Annotated in this window: 16 protein-coding genes; 6 read left to right on the top strand and 10 right to left on the bottom strand. The window is 49.5% G+C overall.

What is annotated here, in order from left to right; translation table 11 throughout:
• Positions 1-358: 358 nt before the first annotated feature.
• From KDW_RS12100 to KDW_RS12120, 5 genes are all read right to left on the bottom strand, one after another.
• Positions 359-2,764 carry a 3-hydroxyacyl-CoA dehydrogenase/enoyl-CoA hydratase family protein gene (locus KDW_RS12100; RefSeq protein ID WP_151756192.1) on the bottom strand — a complete coding sequence of 802 codons (2,406 nt, stop codon included), beginning with the start codon at positions 2,762-2,764 and terminating at the stop codon, positions 359-361.
• A gap of 2 nt (positions 2,765-2,766) precedes the next feature.
• The gene (locus KDW_RS12105; protein ID WP_151756193.1) at positions 2,767-3,975 is read right to left on the bottom strand and encodes a thiolase family protein; all 1,209 of its coding nucleotides are present in this window, start codon (positions 3,973-3,975) and stop codon (positions 2,767-2,769) included.
• Between the two features lie 147 nt (positions 3,976-4,122).
• Complete coding sequence (locus KDW_RS12110) at positions 4,123-4,524, bottom strand: FAS1-like dehydratase domain-containing protein (protein ID WP_233097677.1); 402 nt, start codon at positions 4,522-4,524, stop codon at positions 4,123-4,125.
• A gap of 168 nt (positions 4,525-4,692) precedes the next feature.
• A complete protein-coding gene (locus KDW_RS12115) occupies positions 4,693-6,486 on the bottom strand; it encodes an acyl-CoA dehydrogenase FadE (protein WP_151756194.1) in 1,794 nt (597 codons plus the stop codon).
• Between the two features lie 124 nt (positions 6,487-6,610).
• Positions 6,611-8,374 (bottom strand): long-chain-fatty-acid--CoA ligase, encoded by a 1,764-nt coding sequence (locus KDW_RS12120; RefSeq protein WP_151756195.1) that lies wholly within the window; start codon positions 8,372-8,374, stop codon positions 6,611-6,613.
• Positions 8,375-8,569: 195 nt separating this feature from the next.
• Here KDW_RS12120 and KDW_RS12125 point away from each other — a divergent pair, with 195 nt between their 5' ends.
• A complete protein-coding gene (locus KDW_RS12125; RefSeq protein ID WP_151756196.1) occupies positions 8,570-9,373 on the top strand; it encodes an MmyB family transcriptional regulator in 804 nt (267 codons plus the stop codon).
• Between the two features lie 9 nt (positions 9,374-9,382).
• On the opposite strand, the gene KDW_RS12130 is transcribed toward KDW_RS12125, so the two are convergent.
• Positions 9,383-9,994 carry a PadR family transcriptional regulator gene (locus tag KDW_RS12130; protein WP_151756197.1) on the bottom strand — a complete coding sequence of 204 codons (612 nt, stop codon included), beginning with the start codon at positions 9,992-9,994 and terminating at the stop codon, positions 9,383-9,385.
• 178 nt (positions 9,995-10,172) lie between these two features.
• On the opposite strand from KDW_RS12130, the gene KDW_RS12135 reads away from it, so the two are divergent.
• Positions 10,173-10,973, top strand: coding sequence for a hypothetical protein (locus KDW_RS12135; protein WP_151756198.1), 801 nt, complete (start codon positions 10,173-10,175; stop codon positions 10,971-10,973).
• Positions 10,974-11,094: 121 nt separating this feature from the next.
• Here KDW_RS12135 and KDW_RS12140 read toward each other — a convergent pair whose 3' ends face one another.
• Positions 11,095-11,334 carry a PLD nuclease N-terminal domain-containing protein gene (locus KDW_RS12140; protein WP_170296545.1) on the bottom strand — a complete coding sequence of 80 codons (240 nt, stop codon included), beginning with the start codon at positions 11,332-11,334 and terminating at the stop codon, positions 11,095-11,097.
• Between the two features lie 332 nt (positions 11,335-11,666).
• Here KDW_RS12140 and KDW_RS12145 point away from each other — a divergent pair, with 332 nt between their 5' ends.
• On the top strand, positions 11,667-13,001 hold the full coding sequence (locus KDW_RS12145) for an FHA domain-containing protein (RefSeq protein WP_151756199.1): 1,335 nt from the start codon (positions 11,667-11,669) through the stop codon (positions 12,999-13,001).
• 6 nt (positions 13,002-13,007) lie between these two features.
• Here KDW_RS12145 and KDW_RS12150 read toward each other — a convergent pair whose 3' ends face one another.
• Complete coding sequence (locus tag KDW_RS12150; protein WP_162005166.1) at positions 13,008-13,757, bottom strand: MBL fold metallo-hydrolase; 750 nt, start codon at positions 13,755-13,757, stop codon at positions 13,008-13,010.
• A gap of 318 nt (positions 13,758-14,075) precedes the next feature.
• Here KDW_RS12150 and KDW_RS12155 point away from each other — a divergent pair, with 318 nt between their 5' ends.
• On the top strand, positions 14,076-14,477 hold the full coding sequence (locus tag KDW_RS12155; RefSeq protein ID WP_170296546.1) for a zinc-ribbon domain containing protein: 402 nt from the start codon (positions 14,076-14,078) through the stop codon (positions 14,475-14,477).
• A gap of 167 nt (positions 14,478-14,644) precedes the next feature.
• Positions 14,645-15,892 (top strand): 3-oxoacyl-ACP synthase III family protein, encoded by a 1,248-nt coding sequence (locus KDW_RS12160; RefSeq protein ID WP_151756201.1) that lies wholly within the window; start codon positions 14,645-14,647, stop codon positions 15,890-15,892.
• Positions 15,893-15,976: 84 nt separating this feature from the next.
• Here KDW_RS12160 and KDW_RS12165 read toward each other — a convergent pair whose 3' ends face one another.
• Positions 15,977-16,861, bottom strand: a complete 885-nt coding sequence (locus KDW_RS12165; protein ID WP_151756202.1) for a GNAT family N-acetyltransferase — start codon at positions 16,859-16,861, stop codon at positions 15,977-15,979.
• A gap of 222 nt (positions 16,862-17,083) precedes the next feature.
• Here KDW_RS12165 and KDW_RS12170 point away from each other — a divergent pair, with 222 nt between their 5' ends.
• Positions 17,084-17,935: a phosphatase PAP2 family protein gene (locus KDW_RS12170; RefSeq protein WP_151756203.1), complete on the top strand. Its 852-nt coding sequence runs from the start codon at positions 17,084-17,086 to the stop codon at positions 17,933-17,935.
• 151 nt (positions 17,936-18,086) lie between these two features.
• Here KDW_RS12170 and KDW_RS12175 read toward each other — a convergent pair whose 3' ends face one another.
• Positions 18,087-19,007, bottom strand: coding sequence for a hypothetical protein (locus KDW_RS12175; RefSeq protein WP_151756204.1), 921 nt, complete (start codon positions 19,005-19,007; stop codon positions 18,087-18,089).
• Positions 19,008-19,434: the final 427 nt, after the last annotated feature.

A 19,434-nucleotide genomic window follows, 5' to 3' on the forward strand; every position in this document is an offset into this window, starting at 1 on the left:
GACGTTTCTAGCGACAGTGCAAATATATTCTTTTTGCGCTGTCGCTATTTTTTTGTTCGTGGTTGCTTCCCACTCTTCAGCGGGAAGCGTGCGGCTAGCCGCACTCGGGCACTAAAGTGCCCATGCTTTTTTATGAATCTGGCGTAAAACCGTGTGCGACGCACACGGTTTTACGCCAGATTCATAGTAGTTGGCGCGCGCCACAGGCGAGAAAACAACGCTGATTAGTTACGCAGTTTTACGCCAGATTCATAGTAGTTGACGCGCGCCACAGGCGAGAAAACAACGCTGATTAGTTACGCAGTGGTTTGCCAGATTCATAGTAGTTGGCGCGCCACAGGCGAGAAAACAACGCTGATTAGTTACGCAGTGGTTTGCCAGATTGGAGAATGGATTGGATACGATCCTGTGTCTTCTCCATGCCACACAGGCTCAGGAATGCCTCACGTTCAAGATCCAGCACATATTGCTCGCTGACCGGAGTCACGGGCGAGCAGTCGCCGCCAGTGAGGACACGGGCCAGATGGCTGGCAATCACCGCATCATGCTCACTGATCTTACCAGTTAACAGCATACCCTCAACCTGCTGTTCCAGCACCAGGCGTGCGCCTGATCCGGGGAGCAGTAGCATCTGTGGCTGAAGTGGTTGCCAGGTGCCCGCCTCCTTAGCTTCCGCTAGTTTGAGTGCATCGGCTTTCGCATCACGCAACAAGATCTCGCGGTTGACCGTGATCTTATCCGTTTTGCGCAAGAAGCGTAGCTCCTGTGCCTCGGTGGCACTGGTTGAGACAGTCGCTACAGCAATGGTCTCAAAGGCACGGCGTGAAGGCGTAAATGGACCACTGGACTTGCCAGGTTTCTGACTTTCGACATTCGCCCCCTGACGGAGCAGGTACTCTTTACAGCCACCGCCGGCAGGTATCAAGCCAACACCTACTTCAACCAGTCCAATATAAGTTTCAGCCAGAGCACGAGTATGATGTGCATGGAGAATCATCTCACAGCCACCGCCCAGTGCCCGGCCTGTGGGGGCTGCCACAATCGGCATTGGACTAAACTTCAAGAGCTGATGGGCCTGCTGGAGTCCTGAAATTGCCTCACCCAGCATATCCCAGGCACCCTGACGTGCGCCCATCAAAACCAGGAACAAATTTGCGCCCGCCGAGAAATCAGGTGCTTCATTCCCGATTACCAGAGCCCGGAACTGTTTGGAACCCTCCTCAACCGCATAGCGCATCATCTCGATGATCCCCTCGTCGATTGAGTTCATCTTGGTATGAAATTCCAGACAGGCAATGCCATCACCTAAATCAATCAGGCTGGCAGAGTCATTATGTCGCACCACCGCAGACTTGCCGGTTGCTGAGGAACTGGCCTTCAAGGCATCCAGTGCGATTACACCTTTGGCTCCTGGAACCGCCTGATAGCTGTTGGAGCGGAAATCAAAGAACTGCTTCTGGCCATCGACTGTGCGATAGAAGGTTCCCTGACCCTGTTCACGGACCCGCTGTACCAGTTCAGGTAGCTCACGCTGCACAAAAACCTTGTCCAGTAGTGCAGGATCTTTGAGTAAGACATCCCACAGTTCAAAGCTACCCAGATCAAAATTAAAGCCCCAGCGCATAGCATTATCGACATCCACAACCGTCTCAGCGATCTCAGGAGCTCGATTAGCCGCATAGATCAAGGCATCCGCAGTCGTCTCACGAGCCAGGTGGCTGGCACGATCCTCACCATTAAGAACTGTACTGATCTTCTGCTCAGGTGTCTCCAGATTGCGAGCTTTCCCGATCGAATCAAAGCGATGTTTAGGTTGTGGCTCATAATCCAGCGTCTTGAAATTCAATTCAAGGATCTCTGAGGAGCCACCAGGCTTTTTCACCCGCTTATAGAAGCCCTGGCCACTTTTTTCACCCAGCCAGCCGCGATCAATCACCTGCTGCACCACTTCAGGAATCTTAAAGGTTTCGCGTTGCTCATCATTGGGCGCATTCTGATAGAGATTATTGGCCACATGCATCAGCGTATCGAGTCCTGACAGATCGGCAGTGCGGAAAACCGCAGATTTAGGACGACCCATATTGGCGCCCAGAATCGTATCCACCTCACTGATCGTATAGCCTTCAGCCAGCGCATGGTGAATCGTCGAGAGAAAGCCATAGACACCGATACGGTTCGCAATGAAGTTCGGAGTGTCTTTACAGATCACAATGCCCTTACCGAGCACCTCAGTGCCAAAATGTTGCATAAAGGGCAGTAATTCTGGATCAGTATCGGCGGTTGGTACCAATTCCAGTAAGCGCATATAGCGCACTGGATTAAAGAAATGGGTGATCATAAAGTGGCGGCGGAAATTTTCCGAGCGGCCCTCAACCAACAGATGAGCGGGTAGACCTGAGGTATTCGAGGTAATAATCGTTTCTGGTCGAGCCACCTGCTCAATCTTGCTATAAAGCGACTGTTTGATATCCGGGCGCTCAATAACCGCCTCAATGATCCAATCCACTTCAGCCAGCTTTGGCAGATCATCCTCAATATTACCAATCGTCACCAGCTGTGCGCCCCGTTTGCTATAAAACGAGGCCGGCTTACTTTTCAGCGTCTTCTGGAGTCCTGTGCGTGCAACGATATCGCGATCTTTCGCATCGGCTGGCACAATATCCAGCAACAGGCTAGGAATGCCAACATTGGCCAGATGGGCGGCAATGGCCGCGCCCATCACACCAGCGCCAATGACGGCAGCCTTACGTATAGCATATGGCATAACTACGACATCCTCTCAATCAAGGTAGCCAGACCCTGGCCACCACCGACACAGAGCGTGGCGATACCCAATGTCTTATCCTTTGTCTGTAGATCGTTGAGCAAGGTGGCGATCAAGCGAGCACCGCTACAGCCCAGAGGATGTCCCAGGGCGATCGCGCCACCATGAGGATTGAGTTTATCCTCGTCGATGCCCAGGGTACGGGCCACAGCCAGACTCTGAGCGGCAAAGGCTTCATTCAACTCGATGATATCGATATCGCCGAGCTCAAGATTGGCGCGGGAAAGCAACTTACGTACGGCTGGAATAGGTCCAATGCCCATCACATCAGGACGAACACCGGCTACTGCCATTGTACGGATACGCGCCAGAGGTTGAATGCCCAGCGAGCGAGCACGCTCCTCGGACATCAATACGACAGCCGCCGCGCCATCATTTAACGGACTGGAGTTACCAGCGGTAACGCTACCGCCTTTGATAAACACAGGCTCCAGGCTCTTCAAGCGCTCCAACGAAGTATCCCGGCGTGGACCTTCATCCGTCTCGAGTACACCGCCGTTTGGCAAAGGCACTGGCACAATCTCGCGCTTGAAAATACCCTGATCTATAGCGGCCAGAGCGCGCTGATGGCTACGGAACGCAAAGGCATCCTGATCCTCGCGGCTGATCCCATATTCGCGGGCCACATTCTCAGCAGTAATACCCATAGGAAGATAGCTGGAGTAACCATATTCCAACTCGCAGGGAGGATACACCGAATGAGCAACCTTCTCGTTATCTTTTTCCTGCAAGGCTTTCACCAGGCGTGGATTATAGCTAGGATTAAAACCACCCATAGGAACACGAGACATACTCTCGACGCCACCAGCGATAACCACCTCACCCAGTCCAAGCATAATATTTTGCGCGGCCATATTGACGGCCTGTAAGCTTGAAGCGCAGAAGCGATTGACGGTAACACCGCCAGCGGTCTCAGGAAGGCCAGCCAGTGCGCCGACCAGGCGAGCCAGATTCATACCCTGCTCACCTTCCGGAAAAGCACAACCCAGGATCACATCCTCGATCAACGAACGATCCAGTTGTGGTACGCGCTCGACCGCTGCTTTTACTGCCAGTGCGGCCAGATCATCGGCGCGAACATCTTTTAAAACACCCTTATGGGCACGTCCAATCGGAGTACGTACGGCACTGACAATGACGGCTTCTGCCATGACTATTTGCTCCTTCGCATCAAAAACATACAGTCCAGAAGAGCACACCTCTTCCGAAAGTACTGTATGAAATATTTTTCATCATTTAAATTCGTGTACAGGTGTTGCTACAACATCCATATTGCAGCAACACCTGACATAAATTGATTAATTGAGGCCCACAGACAGTGGTTGAGGCTCATAGACGAGGCCGGTAGTATAACCCGTCAGCACAACCTCACCCTGTTGATTGCGGCAGAAAATAGTGGCACTCATTTGTGTCCCATTTTCCTGTTGATCAAGTTGAGTGATAGTGACCTCGCAGTGCACGGTATCCCCCACAAAGACCGGACGAACAAATTCAAACGACATATCATGTGCAATAAAATTCAGATCGCCGGCAATTTTAGTCGGCAAAGTTGCAGTTAACAAACTATGGACCATCACACGCCCCTGTTGATCTGGAAGAATATGATGACTGCACATATTCCTGGAGACCATACCGAAGAGACGCACATCATTATCCGTGAACGTGCGTTCCCAATTTTGAGTATCACCAACTTGCATCATGTTTTTTCTCCTCATCAATGTTTGGTTTGGTCTGGGTAAGCCTTTACGAGCGGCCAGCCAGTGCTGACGGCAAAGGCTTACACCCCAACGAGAAAGAAAACCAGAAGGACAATAAATGCCAGGTCTAAAACTTCTTCTGTCTACAATGACAGTTCAACAAAGAAACGATTAAAGTGGATAGCCCTGTTTCTCAACCACCAGGGTTGCCAGTTCACGCTGTACCTGTACGCCATTGAGCATATAATCGCCCACATAGGTGCGAACGCGAGCAAGCACTTTTTCCGCTCGTTTCTCATCCACATACGTCTGGATCAACTGGTCCAGATTACTGCGGATGCGTGTCAGAGCATTCCAGGTGGCCAGTTGTGCCAGTTTGATATGGGTTCCGCTATTCTCTGCACCCCGGGTTGTTACTTTAATTGCCCGGGCCAGAGCGCTATCGGAAGCATAGAGATCGATCATCAGATTGGCCAGATACTCAATGAATTCCTGCTCTTCAGCCAGCGCCTGAGGATTCTGCATATACTTGAGAGCGATCTGCATGGTAGCGTAGATGGTAGCATCTTTCGCGCGCTCGACCGCATTGACCGCATCACGTAGTTCAGCTGGTACCTCTTCGCCCGCGCCAGCAGGAAGTTGGTCAGCTTTCATACGAGCCTCAACCTCAGCATATTTGGTCATCAGATCGACCTTGCCAGACAGGGCACGGCGGAACAGTGTCGTGACAGCTACAATGCGGTTAATCTCATTGGTACCTTCAAAGATACGCTGGATACGAGCATCCCGATATGCTTTCTCGATGGGATACTCATGCATAAAGCCATAACCACCAAAGATCTGCACACCTTCATCCACCACCATGGCCAGGACCTCACTACCGTGAACCTTGGCGATTGAAGCCTCAATGGCATACTCTTCAATCGACTTGAAGACCGTCTCGGTATCCGCGCCCGCGCTCTTTTGAGCCTGAGCGATATTACTGGCCGTGCGGAACACTTCACTCTCCGCGGCATAGGTCTCGGCAGCCATGCGAGCCAGTTTCTTTTTGATCATGCCGAACTCATGCAGGAACTTGCCAAAAGCCTTGCGCTCAGCCGTGTAGGTCGCAGCCAACTTCAGAGCTGAACGTGAGCCACCGACGCTACCAGCGCCCAGTTTCAAGCGGCCAATGTTCAGAATATTGAAGGCAATTTTATAGCCTTTATGGATCTCACCCAGGAGGTTCTTGACGGGAACTTTGACATCTTCCAGAATAACCTGGCGGGTAGAAGAGCCTTTGATACCCATTTTATTTTCTTCAGGACCCGTCGAGACGCCATCCCAGGTAGCCTCAACGATAAAGGCCGAAGGACGCTCATCGCCAATGCGTGCAAAGACCACAAAGAGATCCGCAAAGCCCGCATTCGAGATCCACTGCTTGGTACCATTCAGGATATAATGCTGACCATCCTCTGAAAGAGCCGCCCGCGTCGTCAAACCCATCGCGTCGGAACCAACTCCCGGCTCGGTCAGTGCATAGGCGGAGATCCATTCGCCAGAAGCAAGTTTGGGTAGATAAAACTCTTTCTGCTCCTCAGTACCATAATAGACGATCGGGAGCGTACCAATGGTGGTATGAGCGCCAAAGGCCACACTGAACGAAGCCTCATGCAGCTGAGATGCGACCAGTGCGCTGGTCAGCAAGCCCAATTCCGCGCCGCCATATTGTTCAGGAATATCGACCATCAGTAGACCCTGCTCACCGGCCTGTTTGACCAATCCTGGCATCACACCAGGCTCCTGGCGATCAATCTGCTCGACTTTAGGGAGTACTTCACGTGAGACAAACGTATGCGCCGATTCTTCAATCCAGCGCTGTTCCTCATCGCGCTCCTCAAGGGTAAATATCCTGGAAGCCGTCTCACCAACAGAACTGGTAAGAAAGGCTGTACCTGGCTCAGTAGGTTTTATCGTTGTGGACATGATCACTTTTCTCCTTTGAATGATATGCATGGCTTAGATGCAAGCATAAATAGTGCTTACGATTGCTTTTCACCACCATGCCAGTAATCTTCTTCTATACAAGGCGCTACAAATATACAGGGCACTACAAAAGCTTGCGTAATTCTCTGCGTAAAACTTTGCCGACCAGCGTTTTAGGCAGATCAGCACGGAAGACCAGCTTTTTGGGAACCTTATAGGCTGCCAGACGTTCTCGACAGAAGGCCACGATCTCTTTTTCCAGTGTCTCGGATGCTTTGAAGCCTTCCTTCAACACAATAAAGGCCGCCACCGTCTCGCCGCGATAGGCATCGGGAACACCAGTTACCGCCGCCTCTGCAATCGCAGGATGATGGAAGAGAACTTCTTCGATCTCGCGTGGATACACATTAAAGCCACTGGCAATAATCATATCCTTGGCGCGTTCAACAACATAAAAATAGCCATCCGCATCCATCTTGCCGATATCACCGGTGCGCATCCAGCCATGCACAAAGATGTTCTGTGTCTCCTCATCACGTTGCCAGTAGCCCTGCATAATATTCGGGCCCTTGACCACTATTTCGCCCACTTCCCCCATGGGTAGTGGTTCACCAGTGGTTTGATCGAGAATAGCCGACTCAACCTCTGGCAAGGGCAGTCCAATGCTGCCATTGCGTGATTTATCGGTGAGAGGATTACAGTGAGTGACAGGCGAAGCCTCACTCAGACCATAGCCCTCGACCAGGTGACCCTTCGTAATGGTCTCAAAATCAGATTGAACCTTAGCGGGTAGTGCAGAAGCACCACTAATGCAATACTTGATCGATTCCAGGTATTCAGGATGCTTCGCAGCCTCCTTCATAATGGCCAGATACATGGTCGGAATGCCAGGGAACATCGTTGGATGATATTGATGGATCGCATTCAACACATCTTTGGGTTTGAATTGTGGCAAAAGAACCATGGTAGAAGCCGCCAGGATAGACAAATTCATCCCCACGCTTAAACCATAGGCATGGAAGAAAGGCGCCACACAGAGCGAAATCTCCTTCCCCTCTTTCGCTTTAGGAACCCAATAACGCGTCTGCATCGCATTTGCCAGCAGATTCCGGTGGGTTAACATCGCCCCTTTGGACAGTCCAGTTGTGCCGCCGGTATATTGCAGCACCGCCAGATCATTGCTCTCAATCTGAACTGGCAGATTAAAAAGCTCGATACCTGTTCTGGCACGGGACTTAAGAACAGGCTGCATGGAATGCAGAGTTGCATCTTCCTCTAATTCCTTTTTTGTCAGGGGTGGCTGTGGTAAGTGGGCACGTTGTTGACTCAAAGGAAAAAGCAACTGTAAGTGAGGCGGGAGAAAATCCGCTGGATTGGTAACGATGACATGTTCCAGTGCCGTCTGGTTGCGAATATTGCGTATAATAGGATAATACATATCCAGCACGACCAGAACCTTTGCTCCTGAATCCGCGAGCTGATGTTGCATCTCACGTTCGGTATACAAAGGATTTGTAGGCACTACAACCGCGCCAGTGCGCAATGCGCCATAGAAAGCAATCGGAAACTGAGGAATATTGGGGAGAGCAATAGCGACACGATCCCCTTTTTGTACTCCTAAACGCTGGAGTTCAATCGCAAAACGGTTCGCCTGGTGTGAAAATTGAGCATAGGTGATCCGATTGCCATAATACACAAAAGCGGCCTGATTTGGATACTTTTTAGCCGTCGTATCCAACAAAGACGTGAGAGGTCGCTCAGGTATATTCAGGTGTGTAGGGACACCTTGATCATAGTTTTGCAGCCAGGGATAAGAAGCCGTTGCATACGTTTGCTCATCGGAGTACTGTTCGGTTTGTGTGTTGGGTATTAACGACGGGTCAGACATTCGGTAATAGCTCCTCTCCATAGGGGGCATCCGGGATAGGATACCTGGGCGACAACTCTGTCGCTACCTACAAGCAACAACCCACTATTCATAATTATAGGTTACCTGAGAGAAGATATACATGTTGCCAGCTAACAATTTTTACGTCATAATGTGCAGATAGCTAACGAAACGTCAGCCTTGAGGATATTAAGGATGCTTGACAACTCACAAAAGATTTCCATATTTGCCCGATTAGTTACGCAATACCGTCAGCGAAGAGGTATTTCGCAAGGACAACTCGCCCAGGCGACAAAATTATCGCGCACTTATGTATACCACCTGGAAACAGGCCAGCGTGCGAATCCCTCTCCACAGGTGGTGCAGAATATTGCGCGCGTACTTGAGCTCTCTACAGAGGATAGAGGCCAATTTTTTGAAGCATATCGTGAGCAGACCGGCCAGTTTGTGGATGCCGATCAATTAGAAAGCACGCTATTAGATCTAGGGGAACTGGCCCAGATGCTGGTGAATAACACCTCATATCCAGCGCATTCCCTGGACCACCTCTGGTTCTTACATTCCTGGAACGAGCCAGCGATCCTGCTTTTTGAAACACAGGAAATGCTGGCGCGTAACCAGCACATACACCTGTTGAGCCTGGTCTTTGATCCAGAGATGCGCAAGCGTTTTCACGGTTGGGAAAATCTCGCGCGTCGGCTGGTGGCAGATTTTATGTATAACACGCGTACATCCACGCACCTGGCTGAATACAAAGCGCTTATAAAGACTTTGCGTGACTATCCAGAATACCGGCGTATTGCCTCTTCTGTATACACACGTAGCAAGCCCGCCCCCTCATTTGTCTTTCAGATTCAGCATAGTGAACTGGGGCGGATCACATTACGCACAGCCACGACTGTCTTCACTAACCTTTCAAGTTACTCGATGGTCAGTTATGTACCGGGAGATCAACAAACACTGGATATTTATCGTACCCATGGCTGGCAGCCTGGTTAAGTTCTGAGGTTATTGAGGAGGGCTGAGTCGTTTTTCAAGGCGGCTAATCGCCCCTTCAGTAACTTCCAGACCAGCTTTGAGAACTGCCTCTTTATATTCACGGACCAGCAATTGATATTCCAGTAAATGGGGACGGCGAGCGGGCCGTGAGCTATATTCACGACGTGCCCATTCCATATGGGCCAGTTGTTGCAGCAAGCTTTCACGGTGGTTACGTAGATGTCCCAGTGCGACATCATCATTTGTTTCGCCGCAAAAGAAGAGTTTGGCCAGAAACTCATCCTTGGTAAAGCGTGCGGGGACATCCTCTTGTAACCAGTGCGTTAATTCCGTCTGTCCGGTGTTGGTCAGGCGATAGACCTTACGGTTTGGCCGACTGGTCTGCACAATGACCTCAGCATCAATCAAGCCCGCCTTATGCAAATTTTTCAGCGTCGTATAAATCTGGCTATTACCGGCATTCCAATAGCTGGCAATGGCACGTTCAAACGTCTGTTTGATATCATAGCCGCTCATCGGGCGTGCCCAGAGCAAGCCCAGCATAATATAGCGTAACGTATTACGGGAAAGTGCTTCCCCGTTTTCATTTCCTTCGCCGAAGCTCTCTAATTGTTCACGCATGGACAACTTCTCTCATCTGATTCACCTGAAAATAGTTGGTGGATATTATAACACTATCTTTGCATGGATGCATCAGCGATGAGGGCCGAGTTGTGAGCGGGCGTGGTATTGTATATATACTGGCCCTATTGATACGTATATCATAGAGATAGATATATACAGAGGGGATGTAGTTATTATGGCAGAAGCTGAACAGAAAGTTATTGTGGGTATCTTTGAGGATCGCAGAGCGGTCGTCAGTACCATGGACGCCTTGCTAAAAGCAGGCTTTAATGAAGAGCAACTGGGTTTTGTTGCGCGCACGCCGGACGAGCATGTGGAACAGGCCAGGCAGCACGTACAGCATGGGCACGGACCAAAAGCTGTGGCCCGTGGTATTATCGGCGGCTTGCTCGGGGCCGCAGACATTCTGCTCGTGCCTTTTATTGGTCCTGCTGATGCAACAAACATTTTCGCGTCCGTGCTACCAGTAACCGAAGAAGCGCTGGACCATCTGCCTTATCCTGACTCCAAACACGATCACGAGCCAGTACAGCGTCCAGATGAGGCGTTACGGACGAACGAAGCGCCAGCAGACAGCGTGGCTGAACCACTGCCGGTGACACCAGCGGAAAATGCCGCAGAACGTCCGATAGAAGAGCGCTCAGCCGAGCATGATGAGCGTACCAGTGTGATCGCTGGTGGTGTCATTGGTGGAGCCTTAGGAGCCGCCGCTGCCGCGCTATTTCTGCCGGGTATTGGACCGATAGTTGCAGGCGGTATCATCGCTTCGGCGTTAGGGGGGGGCGCAGTTGGTAGTGTCGCAGGCAGTTTTCTCGGCACCCTGACGGATCTGGGAATTCCCCGTGAGCATGCGCACCATTACACGGAAGACATTAAGTCTGGTCGTACCATTGTTACCGTACAAGACAGCGCGCGTCGCGAAGAAGCCATTCAGATCCTGCGTCAGCACGGAGCCCTGGATGTGCATGTTCACTAGTCACCGATATATGCAATAGTTTGTAGGATGGCAAAGGCCGGACGAGTATAAACGTCCGGCCCTTGCCATCCTACTCATGTACAGCGAACGCCGCAGGCATGAGGCAGCAGAGCAAGAATTTTTATGGACGAGATGATTGTATACGTGGCTGACGGCGTATAAAAAAGTAAATGATAGCTCCAACTCCATGGGTCAGTATAATAACCAGCACCCACAAGATCTTATCATTGCCTTCAGACGGTTCATTCTTCAGACAATCCACCAGCATCCAGATCCAAAAAATCGTCGCCAGTATCCCTACGAGTCCGAAAATGCAGTATAAGCCAGAGAGGAAAAACAGACCACTATTCATGATATGCATCGCTATTAAATCCTTTTTTTACGATAACACCTGCTCGTTTATGAAGTCTTTCTCATATAAGAATGAACGAGAGAAACAAGAAAGTATCCAATAAAACCTCCCCCCACAAGTCCCATTTATTTGCTCGTTGTGATACATGATGATATGATTGCAGCGAAAGTAGCTTCCCAAAAGGGGTAGCACTTTTTGTGAGATGGCAGGGTGCTGGTGTTTTAAATGCATAAATAGCAGAGGTCAGTACTTCTTATGTTGATAGCGTTCATGTGTCTGATAGTACTCTCTCTGAAGAGATCTTCATCTCAATACTCGAGCCATCAGGGAGGAAATAGATCATGAGCGCGTTGCAATTCTCTTCCTTCTTCACTCCACTTGGTTATGGGAGCCTGGTTTGTTGTATTGTGGCCAGTGCAATCAGTGTATGGATAAAGACAGTGCACCGGCGCGGCAAAAATGTGCATATGCTGGTGACCATTCTTGGCTGCATGGTAGCGTTATGTTTATTGCTGCCAGTCTTCCTCTGGTTCCGCCTGCGTACTCTTGCTCCTCAAACGCGCCTGGCCGGCTTAGAAAGCTGGGGCATCTTGCTATACATGCTGGTCTGCGGCTGGCTCATGCCTCTGAGTGCCGTTGTTATGCATTGGTTTGTCGCCTCTACATTCAGTCAGGCTAAAGTGGTGGATAAGCAGAGCATGGACCCCATCACAGATCAACAGCCAGCCAGCACATTACAGCCGCCGCGCTATCAGTCTGGAATTGTGTCCCCCTACGTTTTTCGTGAAGATATTCCCTGGGGTTGGTTGGAATACAAGAACGGCAGTTTTCAAGGCCAGCGACTGGCTTTGAAACGCGTGGTCGCCACACTTGGCCGTGAAGAGTATTGTGATATCTGGTTAGATGACGATATGGCCTCCAGGCATCATGCTGAATTGGCCTGGCATAATGGACAGATCTGTCTCACCGATTGTAGTAGCCTGAACGGCCTCCTGCTAAATGGACAACGCATCCAGGGAACAGTACTTGTAACCTCCAATGATCGCATTGAGATTGGTCATCAGCATTTCAGTTTGATTCTGGCCGAGCAGAAAGACGCCCAGGCAGATCAGTATGATCCACTGGTCAACCACACCTGGCGCTCAAGCCTGGATTTACAAGCAGAGATCGATACTGGTGGACCAGTTTCCATGGCACCTGAAGCGAATAGTAGTGCCATGCAGGCTAATCGTGCCAGGCAGACCCCAAACACAGATGTCGCGTTGCCGCATGCGGGCAGAGATAATGAGGCCGATTACCTGATGGTTAAGAACGGCAAACGTGCGGGTCAGCGCGTCATACTGGAGGGTCCAGTCTGTACCATCGGGCGTGGTATTGAATGTACCGTGATCCTGACCGATCTTTCTATAGCTCGCCTGCACGCCCAGCTCGTTCAGCAGGAAAGCCAATGGTATATACAAGATATGGCCGGACAGAATAACACATTTCTTAACGAAGACAGTGTGACGGAAGCCAGTATCTTAACACCCGGGGACCTGATCCGTCTCGGTGATATCCAACTCGCGTATGGAAAAATGTCCCGTTTGAGCAATACGACCATGCCACCGATCGCCATCACAAAAACGATGAGTGGTCCAGGGCCCTTACGCCTGCCCAGTCGTGTCAAGCCAGAATAAAGATATTTACCATTCCACATCCACATTTGTCAGTGGATGAAGCGCAAGGATTGGACGCCCATGGCCGGGATAAAGATAGTGTACCTGTAAACTGCGCAATACCCGTAGTGTTTCGGTTAGCTGTCGACGATTCGTACTGCCCCGCAAGAGAGGAGCGCCACCTTGAATCGTAATCACCGTATCCCCGCATAGAAGTTCCTGTGAAAAAGGATTATACAAACACAGACTCTCCGGCGTATGACCTGGACTGGCAATTACCCGCCACTCGGGATGTCCCGGGAGCCCCGCCACATCCTCCAGCCAGAGATCGACCAGCTTATATTGATATTCATACACAGGTGGAAACAGATCGAAATGTTGTAAAGGGCCGGTCAGAAAATGCTCAGCTAAATGTGCGATGGAAGAGCTATGATGAGCGCCAGGAGCACCCTGGTGGGTTAAATGGCGTACGACCGAGGAGGCAGCTACCGGTGCCGCACACAGCTTACGCAGGGCTTCAACCCCGGATGTATGATCAGGATGTAGATGGGTCAGGACAATTAAATCGATCTGATCCAGCGAGCGGTGCAAAAAATGTTGGAGATAAGTTTGTAGCTGCCGCACATTCAGTTCGGTGCCCGGATCAACAATAATCACACGTTCTTCATTAATAAGATATGTATTCGCCATCGAAAAACGATCAGTAATCGTATGCACCCGGCGAGAATGAAGAATCTGTTCTTCATCTTGTGACTGATATATATAGTCAGAACCCAATGTGTCCCTCCAGCAATCACAGTAGAAATATAAATATATCCTAGCATCAGGGTCAAGGATGTACTGCATTTTTGGAACTAATATGGTACAATAAAAGCAGTGGTCAGGGAAAAATCCCATCTGGTATGTAAGATCTAGCCCCGGTTTTTGTTCCGTCCTCCGGTCGCATAGGAATCGCAACCTGATGACCACCAGGAGATGTATATCATTTTTCTATGCGTAAGTAAAGATGGCCGCTCCTTTTTCAACTACCACTGTAACTATGAGTCGTATAAGTAAGATGGAATGTCTATAACTTAAGAAGGGGAAAATCCACCCATGATGTTTAACGAGGGCTACCGGGATCGTGTACTTGTTTGTCGAGATTGTAATAATGAGTTTACCTTTACAGCCGGAGAACAGGAATTTTATGCGAGCAAAGGTTTAACCAACTCTCCATCCCGATGCCCAGGCTGCCGTGCAGCACGCCGAGGCGGCCAGCAATCCAGTGCTCCACGGGCCCCACGTGAGCAGCACGACGCGGTATGTGCATCCTGTGGACGTGCAACCACGGTTCCATTTATTCCACGTGAAGATCGTCCAGTGTATTGCAGTGATTGTTTCCAGAGTCAGCGTGCTTCACAGCCGCGCCGTGATGACTTCCGCAGCTACAATAATGATAGTTACAGTGGTGGTGGTCGCGACCGCAACGATCGTCGGGACCGACGTGATCGCTGGTAAAGCGTAATATTTAAGAAATAGTAAAAGGGGCCAGGTGGTTTTGCGTTTTGAGCGCGCTGCTTGACCCTTCTTTTTGTAGATTTTTTCTGTGAGGATGAGCACTTTATGATATACTAATAAAGAATTACACGCTCTTATTATCCTCATTACTGGAGGTTTTGCATTCAATGACATTTACCGAAGCTGGCCAGTGGCCAAACTATTCGTATGTTATTCCCCATATTTATACGCAAGCCAAAGTTCGACTGGTTGGTCTCGGAACCTATGTGCCAAAGGGTGTGATTACCAATGAGTTCTTTGCCCATATTTCCACCCGCCTTGGCAGTCCTCGTCGCGCAGAAGATTTAGAGCGTGTAACTGGATTAGAGACGCGACATGTACGCACCAGTACACTTGAACTCTGTCGGGCAATGGCTGGTGCTGATGCCCCTGGCTTAATTGAAGATACAAGCGGTCCCCGAGAAGAGTCGATGGTTGATATGGCGGTTATCGCCGCTAAGCGTGCGCTGGCCAGTGCAGGCTTACAAGCCAGTGATATTGATACCGTAGTTGGCCTTTCTTCTTCTGACAATGAAAGCTTCCCAACGATTGCTGGCCTGGTTACCCATCGCCTGGGACTAGGGCCATTACGCTCAACTATGTTAAAGGGAGCCTGTGCCTGTCAGGCAGAAGGTTTTCAGGTTGCCAGTGAAATTTTGATGGCCAGTACCGCCAAACGCGTCCTGCTCGTCGCCACCGAAGGCCTGTTGCCCAATATTATGCACGTCCTGGACTGGAAGACCAGTTCATTATTTGGTGAAGGGGCGGCCGCATTTATTATTGAGCGCGGAGATGAAGACACGTATGTCATCAATGGTTCTGATGCCCGTCAGGCTCAGGCTTTGTGCTATCAAACACCACTCCGTAAAGATGCTGTCGAGATGGCAGAGGTCGATCTCAAGATTCGCCAGCTCTATAATGAGGGGCGTGGGGAAGAGTTGAGTCAGCTGCTTTCACAATATATGGTTGGCTACGCTAAGATGAACGGCAAAGAAGTGTATCGCGAGGCGCCACGCGCCATGGCTGAATGTGTCGATGCTCTCTGCCGCCATGCAGGCTTGAGTCCCGATGAACTGGCGCACATCGTTCCCCATCAAGCCAACTCACGGATTACGCGGCGCATGGGAGAACTCTTAATCCACGACTTCGGCTGGCCGGATTCCACCATGAGCAAACTGGTCGACAACTTCCGCTACTACGGAAACCTGTCTAATGCCAGTATTGGCCTGGCTCTGATCGAATTATTGCGGCAAGAGCGTTTAAAGGCAGGACAATGGTTGGCATTACCGGCAGTTGGTGGTGGCTTAAATTATGGTTGCTGGCTTGTACGCTTCCAGGGCCTGAAAAATCCAGAGGCCACTTTAAATCCTGCCTGATCTTCTCAAGCGTTTACGTCACATGTGAAAGAGCATCCCATCTGCGCAACGCAGTGGGATGCTCTTTCACATGCAATGAATGTGTCAGACCAGGCTGCGTTCATAGGTATAGAAGTTGGTTGAGTTGGAATCGTATTCTGCACCATCGAAGGCATCATGCACCAGGAGTGTCTGTGGGGCATAGACGCGCAGACGAGTTAATTCCAATTCAGTCAGACGGCGTCGCAACTCATAAGCAATCAAGCTGATTGCCTCGATGGCCGTACCATCTAAATACCCTACCGACAGGCGCTGTTCATGATACTCCTCGCGTATCTCCGCCAATGCCAGACCATCCAGGCGCTCCCAGCGACGTAGCAGATAGACCTGCTGCCCGGCTATTTTTTCTGCCAGTAGTTCCGCGGTAATCGGCAGCGCCTTGAATTGCGCATAATATAAACCACCAACCAGTGGGAAAATATTGGAAACATTTAAATAATCAATAATACTATCCAGATCCTCTGGTGTGGCCAACTGCAGACTCTGCTGCGCATTAGCTCTGGGAAGAGATGTGAAAGGTGAAGCATGATAGAGCGAGAATTCACCAACGCGGCGCATATGTAAGCGCTCATAAAGATGGATCGAAGTCGTATTCTGTGTTTCCACCGCCAGACGAATCGTGCTTGCATGACGGCGCATCGCCGCCAGCATAGCAGCCTCATTAAGCGCATTACCAATTCCCTGTTGTCGATACGCAGGATCGACCCGCAGTCCCTCAAGCCATGCTTCCTCAGCATTAAGCATATCTATATGGACAATACCAGCCGGTTTTTGATCAACCGTAGCAACCAGAAAATCTCCAGCGGGATTTAGCAGCCAATCATCCCATACCTGGTCAATATAATCTCCCCAATCCCATGTCTGAGTACAAAAAGGCAGCACCGCATCTCGATCTGTGGGCTGTACTGGACGGATTTCTATCTGTGGCATTGCTATTCCTCAATAATAGTTGATTTGTACATACATTATTATCATACCTTTATCCATCATAGCATCATCCGCTAAAGGCTAACAGCTATGACTAACACTTCATTGCTAGAAACCTTTTTGTTCAGGCGCACGTAATCCTAGTATCTTAGCTATTTCTATCCATATAGATAAGCGTTTGTGGCTTGCAATAAAATATTGTTCCAAATTTGAGAGGTAGAAGAGATGAAGCAGCAAGATTCTCTAAGCGGCGATAAAAATAATAATATACAGGAAAACATGCAAGGGAATGTGCAAGGGGCAGTGGAAAAGGCACAAGAAGAGGTAGCCAGTAGTCGGGAACCCTGGTATCTCGTATCGAAGCGGGCCCGTTTTCTGGCCATTGTCTATCTGGTTATTTTTGCTGCCTTTGCAGCGCTGGCCCTGTATGTGCATGCACATCCTGTCCTATCATTCGATGTTTTTATTACCAAAGAATTCCAGGAAAATCAGAATCCAATTCTGCGTAACCTGATGATAGCGGTAAGTTTTCTGGGCAATCAACCTTTCGTGTTTTTTCCACTAATCGTATTGACCGCTGTCGCCTTCTGGCTGGTACGTTTGCGCCTTGAGGCCCTGTTTGTGCTGGGACTTTCAGCAGTATCGACACCAATCAATATCCTATTGAAGTATCTTGTAAGTCGACCCCGACCTACGGCTAATCTGGTAGACGTATTCCAGCGTGCAACTGGACAGAGTTTTCCCAGTGGACATGTGATGTCATATGTGGCCTACTGGGGATTGATCTTTTCATTAGGTTTGATCTTATTCAGACGGGACCGCTGGTGGAACTATGCACTACTCATTATTCCGGGCCTCTTTGTCGCGCTGGTTGGACCATCCCGCATCTATCTGGGCGATCATTGGGCCAGTGATGTTATTGGTGGTTATATGTTTGGCGGCCTGCTACTAGGTTTAGCCATCTGGCTCTACCTGTTTTTGAAGAACCGCGGTGTGATGACACCCAAACTACAGAAGCCGGAAGAGCACCTCTTAGATCCCAAGCCTCAGTCTCAGCGTCTCCCGCATAATGCGTAGAAAAGCAAGCGTAATCATTGCTGATTTGATTGGTTGGCATGCTGGTTAGTGAATTGCCAGATGATAGTAATAAATAAGGACTGAAAAAGCGAGCTCTTGTATCTATACACAAGAGCTCGCTTTTCGCTATTAGAGCTGATAAAAGAAAATGTTACACATTGTCGCTGGATTTGTCTTCAGGTGAAGAATTATTATCATGTGCCTCATGCGAATCCTGTTGCTCGCGCTTAAGCACAGCGGATGTGCGAGTATTATGGCGGCGAGGAGAGCGATGTGTACCGGCGAAACCTGACGTCTCGTCCTCATTTTCATCCAATCCATCATCTTTGTGGCTGGTGTCGGAAGGCGATGTTGAGGAGGTTGTGTGGGCAACGGCCTCTTGTGCGATCGCATCAGCTAACTCTTCGCGGATAGCAGGTGGTGGCCATGCATGTGCATTATTGGTCTCGACAGGCATACTACCCCCACCAGACTTAATTGTGATGTCCTCTGGAGCAGGCTTGATTGAAAGATCGCTATGGACTTCAGCATTATTGGCACTGGTTGGCTGTTGTGTAGGAATATTTTCAATTGGTGTATGCGTAGTCGTGCTGGCAGTGGTTGATGTGGGAGCAGTAACATCGCTCAGATCGACTCTGCCCTCGGCGGGTTCGGGAGAAGACAAATGCAACGCTTCAATATCCGCACTATTCTCGTAAGAATCGCCAGCATCTAGCACCTGTCCATTGTTGGTAGAAGCTTTGGAGGCTGACTTTTGCTTTTGCTTCTTATCATCTTTATGCGAATTATTAACTTTCTGGGAAGCTTTTTTTGTGGATGTTGCAGCTTTTTCAGCGACCGCAGGAACGGCGGTTTGAAGTTGATGCAGGGACTCTTCCAGATCGTGCAGGTGATCAGTACGTGTTTTTAAATTATCCTGAGCTTTTTGGATTTTCTGCTCGGCTTTATGCACATCTTTTTTAGCCTGCTCAATTCTGAGCATTACTTTTGCTTCTTTTTTAGCTGATTTCTTACGCTTTTTCAGGACATCATCCTGAGCTGAATTTTTTGAGACCTGTGTTGTCTTGGCCATGATCTTATCCTTATCTAGCTACAGCGCTCACATTGCAATAGAAGATATGCTCGAGTCTTTGATATAACACGAGCCTTATCTTTGTTACGTCTCATTCCTATCCCTGGACGTAGGTATAATGTGCCATATGGATCTGAGGGGAAAATAGAAAATGTTAATGGGCTTTAAAAAGTGTGTGTAATTTATAGTATATAACATTTACCAGTAATAAAGAATGAAATTAGTAAGTATAGTTAGCTCCTGATGTAGCTTTTTTGTCCTTTTTGGCCCCTGAGGCGGTAGATTGGAGATGTGGAGTGTATGTGGTGCACGAGCCGCGCACCACATACACTCCACATCTGAAAATAATATACAGCTCTGCGATCTCTATTGCTCTATTTTTGTGATACACTCGAGGAAATGCCCTGATTGATAAGGAGGATAACTT

The organism is Dictyobacter vulcani (genome assembly GCF_008974265.1).
Taxonomy (GTDB): domain Bacteria; phylum Chloroflexota; class Ktedonobacteria; order Ktedonobacterales; family Ktedonobacteraceae; genus Dictyobacter; species Dictyobacter vulcani.